This window comes from Pseudomonas sp. LBUM1666 (genome assembly GCF_059695775.1).
The window spans coordinates 2,670,521-2,691,135 of record NZ_CP166789.1 but is presented as its reverse complement, the minus strand read 5'-3'; the positions used below and the strand labels follow the sequence as shown (position 1 = coordinate 2,691,135).

At 59.5% G+C, this 20,615-nt stretch carries 17 protein-coding genes; 11 read left to right on the top strand and 6 right to left on the bottom strand.

All coding sequences use genetic code 11. From position 1 onward, the window contains the following. Nucleotides 1–568: 568 nt before the first annotated feature. The gene (locus ACA056_RS12280) at nt 569–1,009 is read right to left on the bottom strand and encodes a DUF1801 domain-containing protein (RefSeq protein WP_497273531.1); all 441 of its coding nucleotides are present in this window, start codon (nt 1,007–1,009) and stop codon (nt 569–571) included. 42 nt (nt 1,010–1,051) lie between these two features. Further along, the gene (locus ACA056_RS12275) at nt 1,052–1,288 is read right to left on the bottom strand and encodes a hypothetical protein (protein ID WP_008151753.1); all 237 of its coding nucleotides are present in this window, start codon (nt 1,286–1,288) and stop codon (nt 1,052–1,054) included. Between the two features lie 172 nt (nt 1,289–1,460). Between ACA056_RS12275 and ACA056_RS12270 the strand changes: the two genes are divergently transcribed. Further along, complete coding sequence (locus ACA056_RS12270; RefSeq protein WP_497273046.1) at nt 1,461–3,224, top strand: L-lactate permease; 1,764 nt, start codon at nt 1,461–1,463, stop codon at nt 3,222–3,224. A gap of 30 nt (nt 3,225–3,254) precedes the next feature. On the opposite strand, the gene glcC is transcribed toward ACA056_RS12270, so the two are convergent. Further along, nucleotides 3,255–4,022, bottom strand: a complete 768-nt coding sequence (glcC, locus tag ACA056_RS12265) for a transcriptional regulator GlcC (RefSeq protein WP_497273044.1) — start codon at nt 4,020–4,022, stop codon at nt 3,255–3,257. Nucleotides 4,023–4,256: 234 nt separating this feature from the next. Here glcC and glcD point away from each other — a divergent pair, with 234 nt between their 5' ends. Genes glcD through ACA056_RS12240 form a run of 5 tightly spaced genes read left to right on the top strand, consistent with a single transcriptional unit; the run spans nt 4,257 to nt 10,699 of the window. Beyond that, nucleotides 4,257–5,756 (top strand): glycolate oxidase subunit GlcD, encoded by a 1,500-nt coding sequence (gene glcD, locus ACA056_RS12260; RefSeq protein WP_497273042.1) that lies wholly within the window; start codon nt 4,257–4,259, stop codon nt 5,754–5,756. Beyond that, nucleotides 5,756–6,820 (top strand): glycolate oxidase subunit GlcE, encoded by a 1,065-nt coding sequence (gene glcE, locus ACA056_RS12255; RefSeq protein WP_497273040.1) that lies wholly within the window; start codon nt 5,756–5,758, stop codon nt 6,818–6,820. The genes glcD and glcE overlap by 1 nt, the downstream gene beginning before the upstream one ends. A 3-nt stretch (nt 6,821–6,823) precedes the next feature. Further along, the gene (gene glcF, locus ACA056_RS12250; RefSeq protein WP_497273038.1) at nt 6,824–8,041 is read left to right on the top strand and encodes a glycolate oxidase subunit GlcF; all 1,218 of its coding nucleotides are present in this window, start codon (nt 6,824–6,826) and stop codon (nt 8,039–8,041) included. A 20-nt stretch (nt 8,042–8,061) separates the two neighbouring features. Then, nucleotides 8,062–8,463, top strand: a complete 402-nt coding sequence (locus ACA056_RS12245; protein WP_008157093.1) for a heme-binding protein — start codon at nt 8,062–8,064, stop codon at nt 8,461–8,463. 55 nt (nt 8,464–8,518) lie between these two features. Further along, a complete protein-coding gene (locus ACA056_RS12240) occupies nt 8,519–10,699 on the top strand; it encodes a malate synthase G (RefSeq protein ID WP_497273036.1) in 2,181 nt (726 codons plus the stop codon). A gap of 113 nt (nt 10,700–10,812) precedes the next feature. Here ACA056_RS12240 and ACA056_RS12235 read toward each other — a convergent pair whose 3' ends face one another. Both ACA056_RS12235 and ACA056_RS12230 read right to left on the bottom strand, forming a co-directional pair. Then, nucleotides 10,813–12,336, bottom strand: coding sequence for an MFS transporter (locus ACA056_RS12235; RefSeq protein ID WP_497273034.1), 1,524 nt, complete (start codon nt 12,334–12,336; stop codon nt 10,813–10,815). A 752-nt stretch (nt 12,337–13,088) separates the two neighbouring features. Beyond that, nucleotides 13,089–14,147: an IS110 family RNA-guided transposase gene (locus ACA056_RS12230; protein ID WP_497273530.1), complete on the bottom strand. Its 1,059-nt coding sequence runs from the start codon at nt 14,145–14,147 to the stop codon at nt 13,089–13,091. A 239-nt stretch (nt 14,148–14,386) separates the two neighbouring features. On the opposite strand from ACA056_RS12230, the gene yghX reads away from it, so the two are divergent. Beyond that, nucleotides 14,387–15,274, top strand: a complete 888-nt coding sequence (gene yghX, locus ACA056_RS12225) for a YghX family hydrolase (protein ID WP_497273032.1) — start codon at nt 14,387–14,389, stop codon at nt 15,272–15,274. A gap of 218 nt (nt 15,275–15,492) precedes the next feature. After that, nucleotides 15,493–15,945, top strand: coding sequence for a hypothetical protein (locus ACA056_RS12220; RefSeq protein ID WP_497273030.1), 453 nt, complete (start codon nt 15,493–15,495; stop codon nt 15,943–15,945). A gap of 47 nt (nt 15,946–15,992) precedes the next feature. Here ACA056_RS12220 and ACA056_RS12215 read toward each other — a convergent pair whose 3' ends face one another. Next, nucleotides 15,993–16,310 (bottom strand): carboxymuconolactone decarboxylase family protein, encoded by a 318-nt coding sequence (locus ACA056_RS12215; protein WP_033056561.1) that lies wholly within the window; start codon nt 16,308–16,310, stop codon nt 15,993–15,995. Nucleotides 16,311–16,522: 212 nt separating this feature from the next. Between ACA056_RS12215 and ACA056_RS12210 the strand changes: the two genes are divergently transcribed. Genes ACA056_RS12210 through ACA056_RS12200 form a run of 3 tightly spaced genes read left to right on the top strand, consistent with a single transcriptional unit; the run spans nt 16,523 to nt 20,462 of the window. Then, a complete protein-coding gene (locus ACA056_RS12210; protein ID WP_497273028.1) occupies nt 16,523–17,896 on the top strand; it encodes a glutamine synthetase family protein in 1,374 nt (457 codons plus the stop codon). Between the two features lie 10 nt (nt 17,897–17,906). Next, nucleotides 17,907–19,298, top strand: a complete 1,392-nt coding sequence (locus ACA056_RS12205; protein ID WP_497273026.1) for an aldehyde dehydrogenase family protein — start codon at nt 17,907–17,909, stop codon at nt 19,296–19,298. Nucleotides 19,299–19,301: 3 nt separating this feature from the next. Continuing rightward, nucleotides 19,302–20,462, top strand: coding sequence for an iron-containing alcohol dehydrogenase (locus ACA056_RS12200; protein ID WP_497273024.1), 1,161 nt, complete (start codon nt 19,302–19,304; stop codon nt 20,460–20,462). Nucleotides 20,463–20,615 lie beyond the last annotated feature (153 nt).

The following is a 20,615-nucleotide window of genomic DNA, read 5'->3' as shown; positions in this document are numbered from 1 at the left end:
TGTCGTGACGCATCGCCAAAAAACGCGATGGGTCCACGCCACTGTATTGCGGGCTCGAAAATGGGTACTCCATGCTCAACGGCAGGAGTTGGACATTTGGCAAGAGCTATCGGGCGTTTGGTGGGACAGTTGTATGCGACAGGCCTGACTGTGGGGATGGGTAATCAGTCAAGGTCGAACCATAGGAAGCGGCATTCAGGGAGATGCGCGGGCGGGTTGGATTCATGATGGGGCCGACACTCTTTTTTATTTTTAGGGTTTAACAGCCGAAGATCGTCTGTCGTCGTACAACCGTGTCTTTTATATCGAGTTCACTACCTGGCTGTCAATCTGAAAAAACAGCCGTTCGTCTCGACAAGAACCGCCCGTTAACATTGCGATTTCGCACGCGAGCTGCTGGTTGCGAGGCCATTGGCCCTTTGACGTTTCGGGTGTTAAACGCAGGGTATGGGTAATTTGATGACTGAGCATTGTTGTACGACAACACACTTCACAAGCCATGACGAGAGACATCGATTGCGGCCATCTCGTCAGCGTGCTTTTCGACTGGCAGATCGGCGAAGACGAATCAGGATTTAGCAGCCGGTTTGCTACGAGCGGCCGCTCGTGCCGATGTGTTGAGCGCCACAGCGGCGAGAATGAGCGCCTTCAATGCGTTCTCATCGAGCTTGTCACCTTCATGCAAATCAATGGCACGTCGGGTGTTGCCTTCAAGACTGGTGTTGAAGAGGCCGGACGGGTCTTCCAGCGAGGCGCCCTTGGCAAACGTCAGCTTCACGACCTGCTTGTAGGTCTCGCCGGTGCAGATGATTCCGGCGTGCGACCACACTGGAACGCCCCGCCACTTCCATTCCTCGACCACGTCGGAGTCGGCTTGCTGGATGAGCGTTCGGACCCGAGCGAGCGTCTCGCCCCGCCAATCTCCCAGCGCCTTGATTCTCGCGTCGATCAACTGAGAAGCCGAATCTGCGCCCTCTTCTTCCTTTGCACCGACCTGCTCTTTCTTCATGGTGGTTGTTGCCTTCTTCATGAGGGTGTCCAAAACCGGGCTTTACAGAGTTTTCTGACTGTTGCCGAGGGTCTTGGCCTTTTCGATCCCCCAGTCAAAGGCAGCCTCCATGTCCAGCAGATGCGGTTTTGGATCGTGGTCCTCAAAAATGGCCGTGCCGTCCGGTCGGTAAACACCGATGAACATCCCCAGTGAGCCGTCCTTCAATATCTCGGCTTTGACCTCGATCTTGCATCCGTTCGACAGCGTTTCCTTGTGGTGCATATGGCGTTCAGTCATGGCTGCATTTCTCCCGTCGTTGAAGTCCGAGTAGCGCATTTACCCATTGGCCATGTTAGCTCAGTGCGGCCCACTAACAGGCCTGCCAGGACAGCGGCGTAATGCCACCTATACTAGAAGCCACCGCCCCCACGGGGTCTGCACTCCCAACAATAAAAAGCAGAGGTGGAACATGGTCTGGCAGCAAATCTACGATCCATTCGGCAACCCGATACTTTCAACCCTCATGGCAGCAGTGCCGGTCGTGGTGATGCTGGCAGCCCTGGCGTTTTTCCATATCAAGGCGCATCTGGCCGCATTGATGGCCCTGGCGTCTGCGCTGGTGATCGCGATCTTCGCCTTCGGCATGCCGGCGAACATGGCTGGCTCGGCCGCACTTTACGGCGCCGCCAACGGCTTGCTGCCCATTGGCTGGATTGTGCTCAACATCATCTTCCTGCATCGGCTGACCACCGAGAACGGCTCGTTCAAAGTGCTGCAGGATTCCCTCGCGCGCATCACCGACGATCGACGCCTGCAATTGCTGCTGATTGCCTTCTGCTTCGGTGCTTTCTTCGAAGGGGCCGCTGGTTTCGGTACGCCGGTGGCGGTGACCGGGGCGATTCTGATCGGGTTGGGCTTCTCGCCACTGGCCGCGTCTGGCCTGGCGTTGATCGCCAACACCGCGCCCGTGGCGTTCGGTGCACTGGGCACACCGATCATCACCCTGGCCAAGGTGACCGGGCTGGATGAGATGGAACTGTCGATGATGGTCGGCCGGCAATTGCCGTTCTTCTCGGTGATCGTGCCGTTCTGGTTGATCTGGGCCTTCGCCGGCTGGCGCAAGATGCTGGAAATCTGGCCGGCGATTCTGGTGGCCGGCGTCAGTTTTGCCGTGCCGCAGTTCCTGGTCTCCAACTACCACGGACCGATGCTGGTGGACGTGATCGCCGCGCTGATTTCCATGGCCTGCCTGACCGGTTTCATCAAGGTCTGGAAACCGGCCACCATCCATACCTCCGCCGCGCTGTCAGGGCGGGTAGACAACTCAAAGATCGACGATGAGCACGACGTACAACCCACGGCGACCGCCACCTTCAACAGCGAAAACCGCTCGGCGGTGATGCGCGCCTGGATGCCTTGGATCATCCTCACGATCTTTGTGTTCGCCTGGGGCACCCAGAGCTTCAAAAACATGTTCGATACTCGCGCGGCGATCGATCCGGCCACCAGCTCGGCCAAACTCGACCCGCAAGGCAAACCGATGCGCGAAGCCAACCCTATTTTCGCCCCGACGCTGACCTTCACCACCATTCACCAGCAGATCGAGAAGGTTCCACCGGTGGTGCCTGCGCCGAAAACCGAAGAGGCGATCTACAAGTTCAACTGGTTCACCGCCACCGGTAGCGGCATCCTGTTGTCGGCGATCCTAGGCGGGTTGCTGATGGGTTACTCCATCCCGCAGTTGATCCACCATTACCTGCGAACGATCTGGCTGGTGCGTTACTCGTTGATTACTATCGTGGCGATGCTCGCCCTCGGATTCCTCACCCGCTACTCGGGCCTGGACGCCACCATGGGTCTGGCCTTCGCCGCGACGGGCATCTTCTACCCCATGTTCGGCACCCTGCTCGGCTGGCTCGGCGTGGCCTTGACCGGCTCGGACACGGCGTCAAACGTGCTGTTCGGCGGCTTGCAACGGGTGACCGCGGAGCAACTGGGGCTCAGCCCGGTGTTGATGGCTGCGGCCAACAGCTCCGGCGGGGTCATGGGTAAGATGGTCGACGCCCAGTCAATCGTGGTGGCCTCCACCGCCACGCGCTGGTACGGGCATGAAGGGGAAATCCTGCGTTATGTGTTTTTCCACTCGATCATCCTGGCCATTCTGGTCGGTGGCCTGGTGACGTTGCAGGCGTATGTGGCGCCGTTCAGTTCTATGGTGGTCGGCGGGCATTGATTGACGTAGCCCGGGCTCACCGCCCGGGCCTTACGCCCACCCCTCAAGTCGCAACGTAGCCCTAACCAGACGTTGTTCCTCGCTTTCGATTTCCTTGAGGTTCTCGCAGATGCTCTGGATGTGAGCGATGGCCGCCTTGCGTGCCTGTTCCGGCATACGGCCGGTGACGGCGTTGTAGAGCCGCGCATGTTGACGGTCGATCTGACGCTTTTGCGGTTCGCGGTGATAAAGGTTGTTGACCGAGGCAAACACCGTGTTGAGCAGTAAGTCCGTCAGCGAGCGCAAGGTCTGCACCAGCACCGGGTTGTGCGAGGCTTCGCAAATCGCCAGGTGAAACGCATGGTCGAGCCGGGCGTGTTCGGACGCCTCCAGCGAACGGCTATGAGCATTGAGCAATGCCTCGTAGCTGCGGGTGATGAGGACAAAGTCGGCGTCGGTTCCGCGCAACGCCGCCAGACGTGCGGACTCGCCTTCGAGCAGGCTGCGGACTTCGAACAAATCGTAGAGCGTGCGGGGTTGTGAGCTAAACAAGTGCATCAGCGGTGACGCTGCACCTTGACCCGAAAGGTCGGCTACAAATGAACCTTTGCCCTGCTCCGTCCTGATAATCCCGCGCGCGCGCAACAGCTTCAGGCCCTCGCGAAGTGCGGTGCGGGAAACGCCGAGTTTTTCGGTCAGACGACGCTCCGACGGCAACAGTTGCCCGGTCTTGAGTACCCCGTCCACGATCAGCCGTTCTATGCGTTCACAGACCACGTCGGCGACTTGTGGATTACGGCTCGTTTCGGCGCTGTTCATCGACTCTCCAGCTGGTATGACCAGTTTCACTGCCAAATACACAAATGTTCAAACACAAACATAAGCTGATGTTTTAAAAACGTTTTTTTTAACCAATAAAAAACTACCGAATAAAAAACTGGTTCGACCAGCCAAACAACACATAGACAGTAGAACGCCTCAGGCCAATGATGCAAGTCAGTGGTAAACGGACACAGACCTCCTATAAAAACAACTGAGGGTCATCAACCGACTATGAACATTCTTTACGATGAACGCGTCGACGGCGTCCTGCCTGATGTCGACAGAGCTGCCTTGCTGCAGGCCCTGCAAACGCAATGGCCGGATCTGGAAGTCCTGCATCAACAGGAAGAGCTCAAACCGTACGAATGCGACGGACTTTCTGCTTACCGCACCACGCCCATGCTGGTAGTGCTGCCGCGCCACATCGACGAGGTGCAAGGCGTGCTTCGACTCTGCCATGAGCGGCAGGTCGCGGTGGTTGCCCGCGGCGCCGGCACGGGTTTGTCCGGCGGTGCATTGCCGCTGGAAAAAGGCGTGCTGCTGGTGATGGCTCGTTTCAATTCTATTCTGCACATCGACCCCGCCGCCCGCACGGCTCGGGTTCAGCCGGGGGTGCGCAACCTGGCGATTTCCCAGGCGGCAGCGCCGTTTGGTTTGTATTACGCGCCGGACCCTTCCTCGCAGATCGCTTGTTCAATCGGCGGTAATGTGGCGGAAAACGCCGGTGGCGTGCATTGCCTGAAGTACGGGCTGACCGTGCACAACCTGCTCAAGGTCGACATCCTCACCGTCGACGGCGAACACCTGACCCTGGGTTCTCAGGCGCTCGATTCTCCGGGCTTCGATCTGCTGGCGTTGTTCACCGGGTCCGAAGGCATGCTCGGTGTCATCACCGAGGTCACGGTCAAACTGCTGCCCAAACCCCAGACCGCCAAAGTGCTGCTGGCGGCGTTCGATTCCGTCGAGAAGGCTGGCCGCGCGGTGGGTGACATTATTGCCGCCGGCATCATCCCGGGCGGTTTGGAAATGATGGACAACCTGGCCATTCGCGCCGCCGAAGACTTCATCCACGCCGGCTATCCGGTCGATGCCGAAGCCATTCTGCTGTGTGAGCTCGATGGCGTTGAAGCCGACGTCCATGATGACTGCGACCGCGTGCGCCAGGTGCTGGAACAGGCCGGCGCCACCGAAGTGCGCCAGGCCCGCGATGAAGCCGAACGCGTGCGCTTCTGGGCCGGACGCAAGAATGCCTTTCCGGCGGTGGGCCGTCTCTCACCGGATTATTACTGCATGGACGGGACGATTCCGCGCCGCGAGCTACCCGGCGTGCTGCACGCGATCGCCGCGTTGTCGGCCGAGTACGACCTGCGGGTGGCCAACGTTTTCCACGCCGGTGACGGCAACATGCACCCGCTGATTCTGTTCGATGCCAACCAACCGGGCGAACTCGATCGCGCCGAAGCCCTGGGCGGCAAGATCCTCGAATTGTGCGTGAAGGTCGGTGGCAGCATTACCGGTGAACACGGCGTGGGCCGGGAGAAAATCAATCAGATGTGCGCGCAGTTCAATAGCGATGAGTTGACCCTGTTCCATGCCGTCAAAGCCGCCTTCGATCCGAGTGGCCTGCTCAACCCCGGCAAGAACATTCCGACGTTGCACCGCTGCGCCGAGTTCGGCGCCATGCACGTTCACATGGGTCAGCTGCCCTTCCCTGAACTGGAGCGTTTCTGATGCCCAGCGAACACGATATCGACGACAGCGGCGCACTGCTCGAGCAGGTCAACCAGGCGCTACAAAACGCCACGCCGTTGCGCATTCAAGGTGCCAACAGCAAGGCGTTTCTTGGGCGCATTGTGGCGGGCGAAGTGCTCGACACCCGCAGCCACCGAGGCATCGTCAGCTACGACCCGACCGAGCTGGTGATCACCGTCCGCTGCGGCACCCCGTTGGCAGAACTGGCTGAAGTGTTGGACGCAGCGCAGCAAATGTTGCCCTGCGAACCGCCCTCCTTCGGCGACGGCGCGACTGTCGGGGGCATGATCGCCAGCGGGCTGTCGGGACCACGGCGTCCCTGGTCTGGGTCCGTCAGAGACTTCGTCCTCGGGACACGGGTCATCACCGGTCATGGCAAGCATTTGCGCTTCGGTGGCGAAGTCATGAAAAACGTCGCTGGCTACGACCTGTCGCGCTTGATGGCCGGCAGCTACGGCTCGCTGGGCGTGGTCACCGAAGTCTCACTCAAGGTCCTGCCCAAGCCGCGTCAAACCTTAAGCATCGGCCTTGAAATGGACAGCGATCGCGCGTTGCTGCGCCTCGCCGAATGGGGGCAACAGCCGCTGCCGATCAGCGCCGCGTGCCACGATGGGCAGCGCCTGCACCTGCGGCTTGAAGGTGGCGAAGGCTCGGTGGCGGCGGCTCATGACCGGCTCGGCGGCGAGTTGCTGGACGCTTCGTATTGGGATGATCTCAACGAACATCGATTGAGCTTCTTCGATGAGGACCAGGCACTTTGGCGCCTGTCCGTCCCTCACAACACGCCTCGGCTTTCCCTGCCTGGCCGTCAGCTGCTCGATTGGGGCGGTGCGCAGCGCTGGCTCAAATCTGATGCGGAGGCAACGTTCATTCGATCGATCGTGGAAGAAGTCGGCGGCCATGTGACTTGCTACACCCATGGCCTGATCGACAGCCCGTTCCAACCGTTGCCTGACGCATTGATGCGTTACCACCGGAACTTGAAGCAACAACTCGACCCCCGGGGCATCTTCAACCCCGGGCGCCTGTACGCGGAGCTTTGACCCATGCAGACCACCTTGAGCGAACATGCCCGTCAACTACCCCGCGCCGAAGAAGCCGAAAGCATCCTGCGCACCTGCGTGCACTGCGGTTTCTGCAATGCCACCTGCCCGACCTATCAATTGCTGGGCGATGAACTGGACGGACCGCGGGGGCGCATCTACCTGATCAAGCAGGTTCTGGAGGGCAACGAGGTCACGCAGAAGACCCAACAGCACCTGGATCGATGCCTGTCGTGTCGTAACTGCGAAACCACCTGCCCTTCCGGCGTCGATTACCACAACTTGCTGGACATCGGCCGGGCCGTGGTCGATGCGGCGGTGCCGCGCCCGCTCGGTCAGCGCTTGTTACGCGAGGGATTGCGCAGCGTCGTACCCAATCCGACGCTGTTCAAAGGGCTGGTCAGCAGCGGTCAGGTGTTTCGGGCGTTGTTGCCCAACACCTTGCAGATAAAGTTGCCTCGCCACATCTATCCGGCCAAGCCGCGCCCGGTCACGCGCCACACCCGGCAGGTGCTGATGCTTGAAGGCTGCGTGCAACCGAGCCTGTCGCCCAATACCAACGCGGCCGCCGCGCGCGTACTGGATCGACTGGGGATCAGTGTGACGACTGCTCGCGAAGCCGGTTGCTGCGGCGCCGTGGATTATCACCTCGACGCTCAGGCGGCCGGCCTGGATCGCGCCCGGCGCAATATCGATGCGTGGTGGCCGAGCATTGAAAACGGTGCCGAGGCCATCGTGCAAACCGCTAGCGGTTGCGGTGCCTTCATCAAAGACTATGGTCACCTGCTCAGCACCGACCCGGCTTATGCCGAGAAAGCGAAAAAGGTCAGTGCGCTGGCCAAGGATCTGGTCGAAGTGCTGCGCGATGAGCCGCTGGAAAAGCTCGGTGTCCACAGCGCCCAGCGCCTGGCCTTCCACTGCCCCTGCACCTTGCAGCACGCGCAGAAACTGGGCGGTGCGGTGGAAGCGATTCTGACGAGTCTGGGCTTCAACCTCACGCCTGTTGCCGACAGTCACCTGTGTTGCGGCTCGGCCGGCACTTATTCGCTGACCCAACCCGAACTGTCCCGGCAACTGCGCGACAACAAGCTCAATGCGCTGGAAAGCGGACATCCCGAAGTCATTGTCACGGCCAATATCGGCTGTCAGTCCCACCTTGACGGTGCGGGCCGAACCCCTGTCAGGCACTGGATCGAACTGGTCGAAGCCGCCTTGCCCTAACCAAGTACTGGAGAACCCCCATGAAAAGCAAAGCCGTACTGAGCCAGACCGAAGTCAGCCAAATCCTTGCAGCTGCACGCACCGAAGCGCAGAACAATCAATGGGCCGTGACCATCGTGATTGTCGATGACGGCGGCCATCCCCTGGCCCTCGAGCGCCTCGACGGTTGCGCTCCGATTGGCGCCTACATCGCCACCGAAAAGGCTCGCACCTCGGCCCTCGGTCGGCGCGAATCCAAAGGTTATGAAGAGATGGTCAATGGCGGGCGTCATGCCTTTTTGTCGGCGCCATTACTGACGTCCCTTGAGGGCGGCGTGCCGATCATCGTCGACGGCCAGGTGATCGGCGCGGTCGGGGTGTCCGGTGTCAAAGCCGAGCAGGATGCACAAGTGGCCAAGGCCGGCGCGCAATGCCTGAACTGAATTGAGCCGGGCGCGGTTTAGCGCTCGATAACACTGTGAGATGGAGATGCAAAAAGTGACCGATTTCGTGAACTGCCAAGGCCTCAAGGTCGCGCCTGTCTTGCAACGTTTCGTTGATCTGGACGTGCTGCCGGGAACCGGCCTGGACCCTCAAGCGTTCTGGGGTGGTTTCGCCGCACTGGTGCATGAACTGGCACCTATCAACCGCGCGCTGCTGGCTGAACGTGATCGCCTGCAAACCGAACTGGACACCTGGCACCGTTCACACCCTGGACCGGTCAACGACATGCCGGCTTATCGCAGCTTCCTGAGCGGTATTGGTTACCTGCAACCGCAACCCGCAGACGTCAAGGTCAGCACCGCCAACGTCGATACGGAAATCAGTGTGCAGGCCGGACCACAACTGGTCGTCCCGGCCGTCAACGCGCGTTATGCGCTGAATGCCGCGAATGCGCGCTGGGGTTCGCTGTACGACGCGCTGTACGGTACCGATGTGATTTCCAATGACGGCGGCGCCGAACCGGGCCGGACATACAATCCGGTGCGTGGGGCGAAAGTCATCGCTTTTGCCCGTGGCTTCCTGGATCAGGCATTCCCCTTGAGCAGCGGTTCCCATGCCGAGGTGACGCGCTACCGGATCGACAACGGCACACTGGAAGCCACCTTGAAAGACGGCAGCCAAACCGGTTTATCGAACGCCGCGCAATACATCGGCTACCAAGGTTCGCTCACCGACCCCACGGCCATCCTGCTGAAAAACAACGATCTGCACGTCGAGATTCAGATCGATCGCCAGAGTGTGATCGGCCAGGTTGACGCCGCCGGGGTCAAGGACCTGCTGATTGAGGCGGCCCTCTCGACCATCATTGATTGTGAAGACTCGGTCGCGGCGGTCGACGCCGATGACAAGGTGCAGGTGTACCGCAACTGGCTGGGTTTGATGAAGGGCGACCTGAAAGAGGACCTGGAGAAAAACGGTAAAACCATCACACGACGGCTGAACCCGGACCGCGAATACACTGGCGCCGATGGCCGTTCACTGTCGCTGCACGGGCGTTCGTTGCTGTTCATCCGCAACGTCGGACACCTGATGACCAGCCCGGCGATTCTCGACAAGGATGGACTGGAAATCCCGGAAGGCATTCTCGACGGCGTCATCACCAGCCTGATTGCCCTGCATGACCTGCAACGTCGCGGCAACTCCCGGGCCGGCAGTGTCTACATCGTCAAACCGAAAATGCACGGCCCCGCCGAAGTGGCCTTCGCCGAGCAATTGTTCAGCCGCATCGAAGACCTGCTCCAGCTCAAACGCCATACCCTGAAAATGGGCATCATGGACGAGGAGCGGCGCACCAGCGTCAACCTCAAAGCCTGCATCGCGGCAGCCTCCTCACGGGTCGCGTTCATCAACACTGGTTTCCTGGATCGCACCGGCGACGAGATGCACACCGCCATGGAAGCGGGCGCGATGCTGCGCAAGGGTGACATGAAAAACACCGCGTGGATCGAAGCCTACGAGCGCAACAACGTGCTCGTCGGTCTGGACTGTGGATTGCGTGGGCGGGCGCAGATCGGCAAAGGCATGTGGGCCATGCCGGACCGAATGGCCGATATGCTCAAGCAAAAAATCGCCCACCCAAAAGCGGGCGCGAATACCGCGTGGGTGCCCTCGCCGACCGCCGCCACCTTGCACGCGCTGCATTACCATCAGGTCAACGTGCGCTCGGTGCAGGAGTCCCTTGAAACAACGGACTTCGGTGGCGCCAGCCCGGCACTTCTGGACGGCTTGCTCAGCGTGCCGGTCGTCACCCTCCCATCCTGGTCGGCCGATGAGATTCGTCAGGAAGTCGAAAACAATGCGCAAGGCTTGCTGGGGTATGTGGTGCGTTGGGTCGAACAAGGCATTGGCTGCTCGAAGGTGCCCGACATCCATAACGTGGGGTTGATGGAAGATCGCGCGACCTTGCGCATATCCAGCCAACACATGGCCAACTGGCTGCGACACGGGGTGATCACCCAGGACCAGACCGTCGAGATTTTGCAGCGCATGGCGCGGGTCGTCGATGAGCAAAACGCCGGTGATCCGATCTACACACCGATGGCGCCGGACTTCGAGCAGTCAGTTGCGTTTCAAGCGGCCTGCGCACTGGTGTTCGAGGGCTGCGCACAACCCAATGGTTATACCGAACCGCTGCTGCATAAATTCCGGCGCGCGTTCAAACAGTCGAGGACGTAAATAGAGGGAACAACAGAGGCTGAGCAGACAGGGTGACACCTGGAACCTGCTTGGTAACTGCGAGCACTGAAACAGTCGGGCCATGTGGCAAACGGCCCGACGTTCGTTTTCGATCACTGCCCTTCAGCAAGCGTCGTCTTCGGTATCCGCAGAGCGCGCCAGGCAATTAAAATCGCCATGAGTGCCAAGCCGAACGTCACCCACGAAACCAGATTAATTCCACCCTCGAATGCACTTCCCGCCTGCATCATCAGCTCTCGTGCTTGATCTCCTGACAACTGCACCGCTACATGATTGGCACCCGATAGCGTCTCACTCGCCAGCATCGTCTGCACCTCGCTCAAAAAGCCCGGAAGCTGCAATGCACCGCGATAGTAGGCAGTGACGAGACCACCGAGCACTGTCGTCCCCAAAACCACACCCACTTCATAGGCCGTTTCACTAATGGCCGACGCTGCACCCGCCTTTTCCGGCGGCGCGGCCGACAAAATCACATCGTTGGATACCGTCGCGATCGCGCCCACGCCAATGTTCAGCAAGGCAAAAGCCACCACCAGAACGATCAGACTGCTGCCGATGCTGGCGACCAACAAAAACGCCGCCCCAGCAAACGCCATCAGAATCGGTACCAGCACATGCACCGGTACTCGCCGCGCTACAGGCACGACTGCCATTCCCGCTACGATCGCCATGATCTGACCAGGTACTAACGCAAAGCTGGCATTCAACGGTGACATCTGAAGAACGATCTGTAAGAACTGAGTGGTGAAGAATACAAAGCCGACGAGGAACGCGAGGCTCATCAGATTGATGAGTACGGAGCCGCTAAAGGTGCCACTTCGAGACAGACTCAGGTCCATCAGCGGCACAGGCAGACGTAACTGCCGATGCACAAACATCCATCCAGCAACCATGCCGGTTACAAATGCTGTCAGTGCCATCCCGTCGACCCCATTACTGGCGCTGTGTTTAATGCCGTAAACGATGGCACTAAGGGCAACCATCGATTGCAGGATACTTAGCGGATCCAATGGCCCTGAACAGTCTTTCTCGGACTCGGGCAACAACACCGGTCCCAATACCAACAACGGCACCAATACGGGTATCGCCAATAGGAAAATCGCCTCCCAGCTGAAAAACTCCAGCAAAACTCCACCGACCAAAGGACCGAGCGCTGATCCTACCGTCAGCGTTGTTGCCCAGATCGCGACAGCTACTCTGCGCTCCTCTCGATCCACAAACACCGAACGTATCAATGCCAACGTCGAGGGCATCAACATCGCACCGAAAATCCCCATGCAAGCTCGACCGGCAATCAGTTGCATTGCCGTATGGGAATAGGCGGTCAGCACCGACACAATGACAAACCCCAAAGACCCGGCCAGTAACAACTTTCGATGACCCATTCGATCGCCCAGACTACCCATCGACACCAGTAATCCCGCCAATACCAAGGAATAGGCGTCGATCATCCATAACTGCTGACTAGCGCTCGGACTCAGGGCCTCGGCAATCTTTGGTAACGCGAATCCAAGCACCGTATTGTCTACGGTCACCAGTAGTACTGGCAGCATTAGCACGCTTAGGGCTGACCATCGTTTTGATTTTTGTTGCGTTGTCTCACCTATTAACGCCATTGCTTGAAGCTCCTTATCACCTCAAAAAACACGGGACATTTTTCAATGCTTCCGTGAAACGAACCCTGCGCACCTCCATGGCGAGGGTTTAAGCAAGCAACTTTCAACGTAAGAAAAATTAACTTTTCTCGCGGGAAAGCAGAACACTTCTATAGTTTCGTTACATCACAACTCAACCAGCTATTTGTTTCATATTGTTTGATGGCACTGATGGGCTGAAAGCCCTTTCCCGCCTACCCCACCCCAAAAGCAGGCGCCCCGTTTGCTTGAGTCACCCTCTTCGCGTTTTTAACCCAGTCTTCAAGGCTAATGCCGATCAGTTAAGGAACGACACACTCCGTAGCAGCTGGCGAAGCCTGCGTTCGGCTGCGAAGCAGCTGGCGAAGCCTGCGTTCGGCTGCGAAGCAGTCGTGAAATCAGGCAATGCGGTGTTTCAGGAAGACTACAAACTCAGGTTTTACGACTGCTGCGCAGCCGAACGCAGGCTTCTCCAGCTGCTATGTATGGACTCGCCCCCACTGTCTACCCGCTTTTGAATAACCGTCGCCCCGTTGCATCTATGTATCAGGCCTATTCGTGGAAGCCGTCTTCGGCTTCTGGCCAAAATTGGAAAAGCTCGTGGTATGCCGATTACAGTCAGGCCTCGAAGGCCAGTAGCAGCTTAGGCATCAATCCACGCCGGTCTTACCTGGGGTCAATTTTTTTCAGCAAAGGGGCGGACAGTTAGTACCTCGGTGGCAGAACTCTGTCGCTCAGTGGCTCATCGTCGCTTGCTGGCCATCACCAGCGTGGCGACGATAAGTCTGGTCATTCTGTAAAAGCACCCAGACGATTCGCAGGTTACGGTTGGCTAGCCTGATCGCAGCCTCCTTACGGCCCAGCCGGCTCATCCAGCGCAACAAGCGGCGGTCATCGGGTTGCTGGGAATCAGGTCGTAGTTGTTGCAGCACCGCATGGGCTCCCTGGATCATCAGGCTGCGTAAATAAACATCACCTCGCTTGGTCATGTCCCCCAGCCGGACCGTCTCCCCGCTGCTGTGCTGGTCAGGCACCATGCCAAAGTACGCGGCAAACTTGCGGGCATTGGGAAATCGCTCAGGCTTGGTTTCCTTGGCCACCAGTGCCGTGGCAGTGACTGGGCCGATGCCGCGCACAGTCATCAGTCGCTTCGCCGTCATGTCGGCGTTGGCGGCCACTTCCAGGCGTCCCGTCAGCACTCTGATGCGCTCGCCCAAATGGCGCCACTCGGCCAACAGTTCGTCGATCAGTTCACGCAGCAGACCCGGCACCGGCTGGGTAGCATCTTCCAGTACCCGCGGAATTTTCTGGCTGATCGCAACATCGCCCTGCGCCAAGGCCACGCCGTGCTCGAGCAGCAGGCCGCGCATCTGATTACTGACTGCCGTGCGTCGACGCACATAGCCCTGACGGGCGCGATGCAACGCCTGCATTGCCAGCGCCGCAACGCTTTTGACCGGTACTGCGCAGATTTTTTCATCGCGACCAGCCCGCAGAATCGCCAGCGCATCGTTGCGATCATTTTTAGGTCCGCTGCGATGTGTGGCCACCAAACCGGCTGGAAGAATCCGCGCCAGATTGCCTTGGTCTTGCAGCTGCCGGGCCCAGGCTTGAGCACCCGGACCGGTCTCCATCAAAACCACGACATGAGGCGGCATCTTTTGGAGAAACTCATAAAACGCCTCGCGCGACTTAATCCGCTGCTCGTAGCGCACCTGGCCGAGGACATCTTCACCGGCGACCTGAAAGACCTGCTTGGCCAGATCGACCGCTAAGGTTGTGCAGGCCGACAAATCGGAAGAAGACAGGGATTGATCAATCGAACTATGATTTTTCATGGACTCGCCCTCGCTGTCGTTGGCTGTTTAGACTGCCACCGTGGCGCATTGACGCCTCGGCTTGGGCGAGTCCATCCAATTACGGATCGCGTTTTGGCTTAACTGATTGGCATTAGTCTTCGAGGCCTCTTTGTATGTGAGCGGCTACGCTCGATAGGTATCGCTCACCGCCCCGCCCAAGAGGAAGCGCACAGATGACCCGTCTCACTGCGAAAGACTTTGCTCCGGAACTGCTCGAACTGTATGACTACTACGCCCACGGCAAGATCAACCGGCGTGAGTTTCTGGATCGAGCGGCGTTGTTCACCTTGGGCGGTTTGACCGCCAGCGCGCTCCTCGCCTCCCTGAGCCCAAATTATGCACTCGCCGAGCAGGTTGAATTTACTGACCCGGACATTGTTGCCGAATACATCACCTATCCATCCCCCAAGGGCAACGGGCAGGTCCGTGGCTATCTGGTGCGCCCGACGAAAGCCACCGGCAAGGTGCCGGCGGTGGTGGTCGTGCATGAAAATCGCGGGCTCAACCCATATATCGAAGACGTCGCGCGGCGTGTGGCCAAGGCAGGCTTCATCGCCCTCGCCCCTGATGGTCTGACGTCGGTGGGCGGCTATCCCGGCAACGATGACAAAGGCCGGGAGCTGCAGGCGACGGTCGACCCTGAAAAGCTCATGAACGACTTTTTCGCTGCCATCGAGTGGTTGATGAAGCATGACGCGACCAGCGGAAAAGTCGGCATCACCGGGTTCTGCTACGGCGGTGGCGTCGTCAATGCGGCGGCCGTGGCTTATCCGGAACTGGGGGCTGGCGTGTCCTTTTATGGTCGCCAGCCAGAGGCCAAGGATGTCGCCCGAATCAAGGCGCCGGTGATGCTTCACTACGGTGAACTGGATACGCGCATCAACGAAGGCTGGCCCGCCTATGAGAAGGCACTGAAAGCCGCGGGCAAGACGTATGAAGCCTACATTTACCCCGGCGCCAACCATGGTTTCCATAACGACTCCACGCCTCGATACGATGAGGCCGCGGCCAAGTTGGCCTGGGACCGGACGCTGGGGTGGTTTCGGCGGTACCTGGCTTAATGGTGAGGTTGCTCGCCTGTTGCTAAGTAGAGTTGGCGGTACGCGCCCACCAGACGATGCCAGGTGTTTACCCCTCCTTCGAACAGCGATCCACTGGACAAACACTGTTGCCAGATTCCGCATGAATGGAGAATTTCGAACAGGCAACGCCAGGGAGGCGATTAATGAGCTATACCGGCTAATCTCCCATTGCAGTTCTTCAACGCAGGAGATTGGCAATGAAGCGCAGTAACTCACTTGCAGCGCTAATGGTCACCGCAAGCCTTTTCGGCTGCACCACTTCATCAAACCATGGCGTGAGCGTTCCTTTGGTTGCCACACGGCAAAACACCGGTCAGATCGGCAATGTAACGTTGGCCGACTGGGGCAAACAAACCGGGTTCAGTTTCTTCATCAGTGGTGCTCCAAGCGGAGCGTCCCTGCCCTTGCGCCTCTTCACCTTCATCAATAAAGGCAGCTGCCAGCAACCCGGGCCAGTCGCTTACGCAATGAATGATCATGTCACCACCGAACGCCAAGCCATACGCGGCTGGGCTTTCTCTAGAAGCGCACCTGTCGCACTGCCGGTCCTGCTTTCCGGTGAGTACTCCATCATCGTGCGAAGTGCACCGGACAGTGGCAACGTCGATATTTTTTGCGGAGATATCAAGCAGAACGGCTCGGGGAAATAGCCTCGGCGTATCGGCGCCACGATGCTTCGGCGCTGGATCAAGCTCTTTCATGTCTCAATCACATCATCCGCCCAACTGATGGCCGCAACGACGGTTGGAAAACCGATCGTGCTGGTCAGTGAGATCAACGTGTGACGGATCTGCTCTGGTGTAGCGCCCGCCTCCAGTGCCCGTCGGGTATGACTGTGCACCGCGCCCTCAGAGCGGATGGCCGCCGCGGCACCGAGCTGGATCAGCTGGACAACGATCTCTTCCAGTGGGCCCGTATGACGCACCGCCGTACCCAACGCCTCCACGGCAGCCAAGTAATCCGGGTACTGCTGTTCGAGACGTTGGTAGGTGTTGTGCACTTTCTTCTTTGTCATGTTTGTTTCCTCGCGTTGGAGGGCGATCAGTTCTCGCCTTTGCGCCCGAGTCATCAGGCTGCAATTTCCGAAACTTGCACACTGCAACAGTAGGCTACGCTTACAGCAGCTCATTGCACACGATGCTCGCGTCTGCAGGTTTTGGTTTGTTCTGGAGAGCGTCTGCAACAGCTATTTCAGACAGGCCCAAACAATTCACGCAGGACTACGTGATGACCGAGCCCCTCCTCAGTTTTGATCAACTCAAGCGTGCCGCCGCCTCCGGCGAGATCGATACCGTTCTGGTCTGCATGGTCGACATGCAAGGCCGACTGGTCGGCAAACGATTCCAGGTCGAGTTTTTCATCGACAGCGGCCATGAAGAAACCCACTGCTGCAATTACCTGTTGGCCGACGACATCGACATGGAGCCGGTGCCAGGTTACGCCGCGGCCAGTTGGAGCAAAGGCTATGGCGACTTTGTGCTCAAACCCGACATGGCCACGTTGCGACGGGTGCCCTGGCTTGAGTGCACGGCGCTGGTGCTCTGCGATGTGCTCGATCATCACCATCGGCGCGACCTGCCGCACAGCCCGCGGGCGATTCTGAAAAAGCAGATCGAGCGACTGCGCGAGCGCGGCTACACCGGCATGTTTGCTTCGGAACTGGAGTTTTATCTGTTCGACGAGAGCTACGAGGCGATCCACGAGCGCAACTACCACAAGCCAAAGACGGCCGGTCACTACATCGAGGACTACAACATCCTGCAGACCACCCGCGAAGAGCCGGTGCTACGGGCGATTCGCAAACATCTGCAGGCCAGCGGCATTCCCGTGGAAAACTCCAAGGGTGAATGGGGGCCGGGCCAGGAAGAAATCAACATCCGTTATGCCGATGCCCTGACCATGGCCGACCACCACGTCATCATCAAGCACGCCTGCAAAGAGATCGCGCAACTGCAGGGCAAGGCGATCACGTTCATGGCCAAGTGGCGCTATGACGCCGCCGGTTCCAGCAGCCACATCCACAATTCGCTGTGGGACAAGAACGCGAAAAAGCCGCTGTTCTTCGACACCAAGGCGGAGTTCGGCATGTCGAAACTGATGCGTTCCTGGGTGGCCGGGCAGCTCAAATACGCCAACGACATCACCTGTTTTCTCGCGCCCTACATCAATTCGTACAAGCGCTTTCAGGCCGGCACCTTTGCCCCGACCCGAGCGGTGTGGAGTCGGGACAATCGCACCGCGGGCTTTCGTTTGTGCGCAGAAGGCAGCAAATCCATCCGCATCGAATGTCGCATTGGCGGCGCCGACCTCAACCCTTATCTGGCCTTCGCCGCCTTGATCGCTGCGGGACTGGCCGGTATCGACGAGAAGCTCAGCCTCGCGCCGCCCTTCGAGGGCGATGCCTACGTCGACGAACACTTGCCTGAAGTATCGAAGACCCTGCGCGAAGCCTGTGCCGCACTTCAGGGCTCGACCATGTTGCGCGAGGCGTTCGGCGATGAAGTGATCGACCACTATGTGCACACCGCCGAATGGGAGCAGAAAGAGTACGACCGGCGGATCACAGACTGGGAACTGCAGCGCGGGTTTGAGCGCTATTGAGACCGCCATCATGACTTCAACGATTCAACTCATCTCACCGGTCGATGGCCGGGTCTATGCCGAACGCCGCTGCGCCGATGCGGCGCAAATCGACCGGGCTCTGGCGGCGGCCGAAGCTGCCCAGGCGCAATGGAAACGTCGGCCCCTGAGTGAGCGCGCGGCTTTTTGCAGCGCCGCTGTGGACGCGATGCTGGCCATGAAAGATGAAATCGTCCCGGAACTGGCCTGGCAAATGGGCCGCCCGGTGCGTTTTGGCGCGGGCGAACTGCGCGGTTTCGAAGAGCGTGCCCGCCATATGATCGCCATAGCGCCTGACGCCTTGGCAGCGCTTGAGCCCACGCCTGTCGCCGGTTTCCGACGGCACATCAAACGCGAACCGCTGGGTACGGTCCTGGTCGTCGCTCCCTGGAATTACCCCTATTTGACGGCAGTTAATACGATCATTCCGGCGCTGATGGCGGGCAACAGCGTCATCCTCAAACACGCGTCGCAAACGTTGCTGGTGGGTGAACGGTTCGCCGAGGCCTTTCGCCGCGCCCACCTGCCCGAAGGGCTGTTCCAGAACCTGCTGCTCAGTCATGTTTATACCGGAGCGATCATTGCCTCTGGACGCGTGCAGCAAGTGAACTTCACCGGCTCGGTCGAAGCCGGAAAATCCATGGAACACGCTGCCGTCGGAGGTTTCCTCGGCGTGGGCCTGGAGCTCGGCGGCAAAGACCCGGCCTACGTCCGGGCAGACGCCAACCTCGACCATGCAGTGGAAAACCTGGTGGATGGCAGCTTCTTCAACTCCGGGCAGAGCTGTTGTGCCGTCGAGCGCATTTATGTCGATGAAAAAATCTATCCGGCGTTTGTCGAGCGCTTTGTTTCTTTGACCCGCCAATACGTGCTGGGTAATCCACTGGACGAAGCCACCACGCTCGGTCCGCTGGTGACACCGAGCGCCGCTGAATTCGTTCGCGGGCAGATCGCCGACGCGCTGACACAGGGCGCTCGGGCGCTGATCGATCCAAAGGATTTTCCTGCCGACGCACCGGGCAGCGCCTATCTCGCGCCGCAAGTACTAGTGGATGTCACCCATCAGATGTCGGTGATGCGCGAGGAAAGTTTTGGTCCCGTGGTCGGCATCATGCCGGTGGCCAGCGACGACGAAGCCATCGCCTTGATGAACGACAGTGAGTTCGGGCTCAGCGCTTCCATCTGGACCCAAGACCTTGCCGCCGCCGAACGCTTGGGCAATGAGATCGACACCGGCACCTTGTTCATGAACCGCTGCGATTACCTGGACCCGGCCCTGGCCTGGACCGGGGTGAAAAACAGCGGGCGCGGCGTCACGCTGTCGCGCCTGGGCTATGACAACCTGACCCGAGCAAAATCCTTCCATTTGCGCCATGAGATCTGAGCCATGAGCCTGACCGGGAACTGGAACTACCCCACGAGCATCCGCTTCGGCGTCGGCCGCATCAGCGAGCTGGCCGAGGTCTGTCGCAGCCAGGGTATCCAGCGACCGTTGCTGGTCACCGACAGTGGCCTGGGGCGCGCGCCGATCACCACGGCCGCGCTGGATTCCTTGCGTGATGCCGGCCTTGGCGTCGCGCTGTTTTGCGATCTCAAGCCCAACCCCGTCGAAGCCAACCTCGCTGGCGGGCTCGATGCCTGGCGCGCCGGCAAACACGATGGCGTGGTCGCCTTCGGCGGTGGCAGTGGCCTGGACATGGGCAAGCTCATCGCCTTCATGAGTGGCCAGACCCGCCCGGTGTGGGATTTCGAAGACATCGGCGACTACTGGACCCGCGCCGACGAAGGCAGCATCGCCCCGATCATTGCGGTGCCGACCACGGCGGGTACCGGCTCCGAGGTGGGCCGTGCGGCAGTGATCATCGATGAGCGTACGCTCACCAAACGCATCATCTTCCACCCGAAGATGATGCCGCGTGTGGTCATCAGCGACCCGGCCCTCACCGTCGGCATGCCGGCCAAGGTCACCGCTGGCACCGGCATGGATGCGTTTGCGCATTGCCTGGAATCGTATTGCGCCCCAGGTTTTCACCCCATGGCCGAAGGGATTGCGGTGGAAGGCATGCGCCTGGTCGCCAATGCCCTGGTGCGAGCCGTACACACACCTTCGGACCTGGAGGCGCGAGCGGAAATGCTCGCGGCTGCCGCGATGGGCGCTACCGCTTTCCAGAAAGGTCTGGGCGGCATGCACGCCCTCTCACATCCGGTGGGCGCCCTGTACGACACCCATCACGGCATGACCAACGCCACGTTCATGCCCTATGTCCTGAAATTCAATCGCCCGGCCATCGAGGAACGCATCACCCGCCTCGCGGCTTATTTGCGTCTGCCCTCTCCCGGCTTCGACAGTTTTCTGGCCTTCGTCCTCAAGTTGCGCAAGGACATCGGCGTGCCGCACACGCTGGTTGAGCTGGGGGTGGATGATCGGCAGGCCGACCTGATCGCGGACATGGCGATTGTCGACCCTTGTGCCGGCGGCAACCCGCTGCCATTGACCCGAAATGGCGCGGCAGAAATTTTCGAAGCGGCGTACCACGGCCGTCTGTAGAGCAGTTGTCTGTCCATGGCCAAGGTGCGAACTCGCAGCATGGACGGGGTTTATCCGTAAGAAACAGGAGCAGTACGACAAGGGGTTGAAGGCCAGCCCATCCGGCAACGTAAAACCCGGATGGATGCGTATCAAAACCTAAGGGGCACACAA

Coding starts and splice junctions, on each gene's coding strand:
- glcE (WP_497273040.1), top strand. CDS start 5,756: ATGCCCAGCGAACACGATATCGACGACAGCGGCGCACTGCTCGAGCAG.
- ACA056_RS12200 (WP_497273024.1), top strand. CDS start 19,302: ATGAGCCTGACCGGGAACTGGAACTACCCCACGAGCATCCGCTTCGGC.
- glcC (WP_497273044.1), bottom strand. CDS start 4,022: ATGAACAGCGCCGAAACGAGCCGTAATCCACAAGTCGCCGACGTGGTC.
- ACA056_RS12215 (WP_033056561.1), bottom strand. CDS start 16,310: ATGACAAAGAAGAAAGTGCACAACACCTACCAACGTCTCGAACAGCAG.
- ACA056_RS12275 (WP_008151753.1), bottom strand. CDS start 1,288: ATGACTGAACGCCATATGCACCACAAGGAAACGCTGTCGAACGGATGC.
- ACA056_RS12270 (WP_497273046.1), top strand. CDS start 1,461: ATGGTCTGGCAGCAAATCTACGATCCATTCGGCAACCCGATACTTTCA.
- ACA056_RS12220 (WP_497273030.1), top strand. CDS start 15,493: ATGAAGCGCAGTAACTCACTTGCAGCGCTAATGGTCACCGCAAGCCTT.
- ACA056_RS12280 (WP_497273531.1), bottom strand. CDS start 1,009: ATGAAGAAAGAGCAGGTCGGTGCAAAGGAAGAAGAGGGCGCAGATTCG.
- ACA056_RS12205 (WP_497273026.1), top strand. CDS start 17,907: ATGACTTCAACGATTCAACTCATCTCACCGGTCGATGGCCGGGTCTAT.
- glcD (WP_497273042.1), top strand. CDS start 4,257: ATGAACATTCTTTACGATGAACGCGTCGACGGCGTCCTGCCTGATGTC.
- glcF (WP_497273038.1), top strand. CDS start 6,824: ATGCAGACCACCTTGAGCGAACATGCCCGTCAACTACCCCGCGCCGAA.
- ACA056_RS12245 (WP_008157093.1), top strand. CDS start 8,062: ATGAAAAGCAAAGCCGTACTGAGCCAGACCGAAGTCAGCCAAATCCTT.
- ACA056_RS12235 (WP_497273034.1), bottom strand. CDS start 12,336: ATGGCGTTAATAGGTGAGACAACGCAACAAAAATCAAAACGATGGTCA.
- ACA056_RS12210 (WP_497273028.1), top strand. CDS start 16,523: ATGACCGAGCCCCTCCTCAGTTTTGATCAACTCAAGCGTGCCGCCGCC.
- yghX (WP_497273032.1), top strand. CDS start 14,387: ATGACCCGTCTCACTGCGAAAGACTTTGCTCCGGAACTGCTCGAACTG.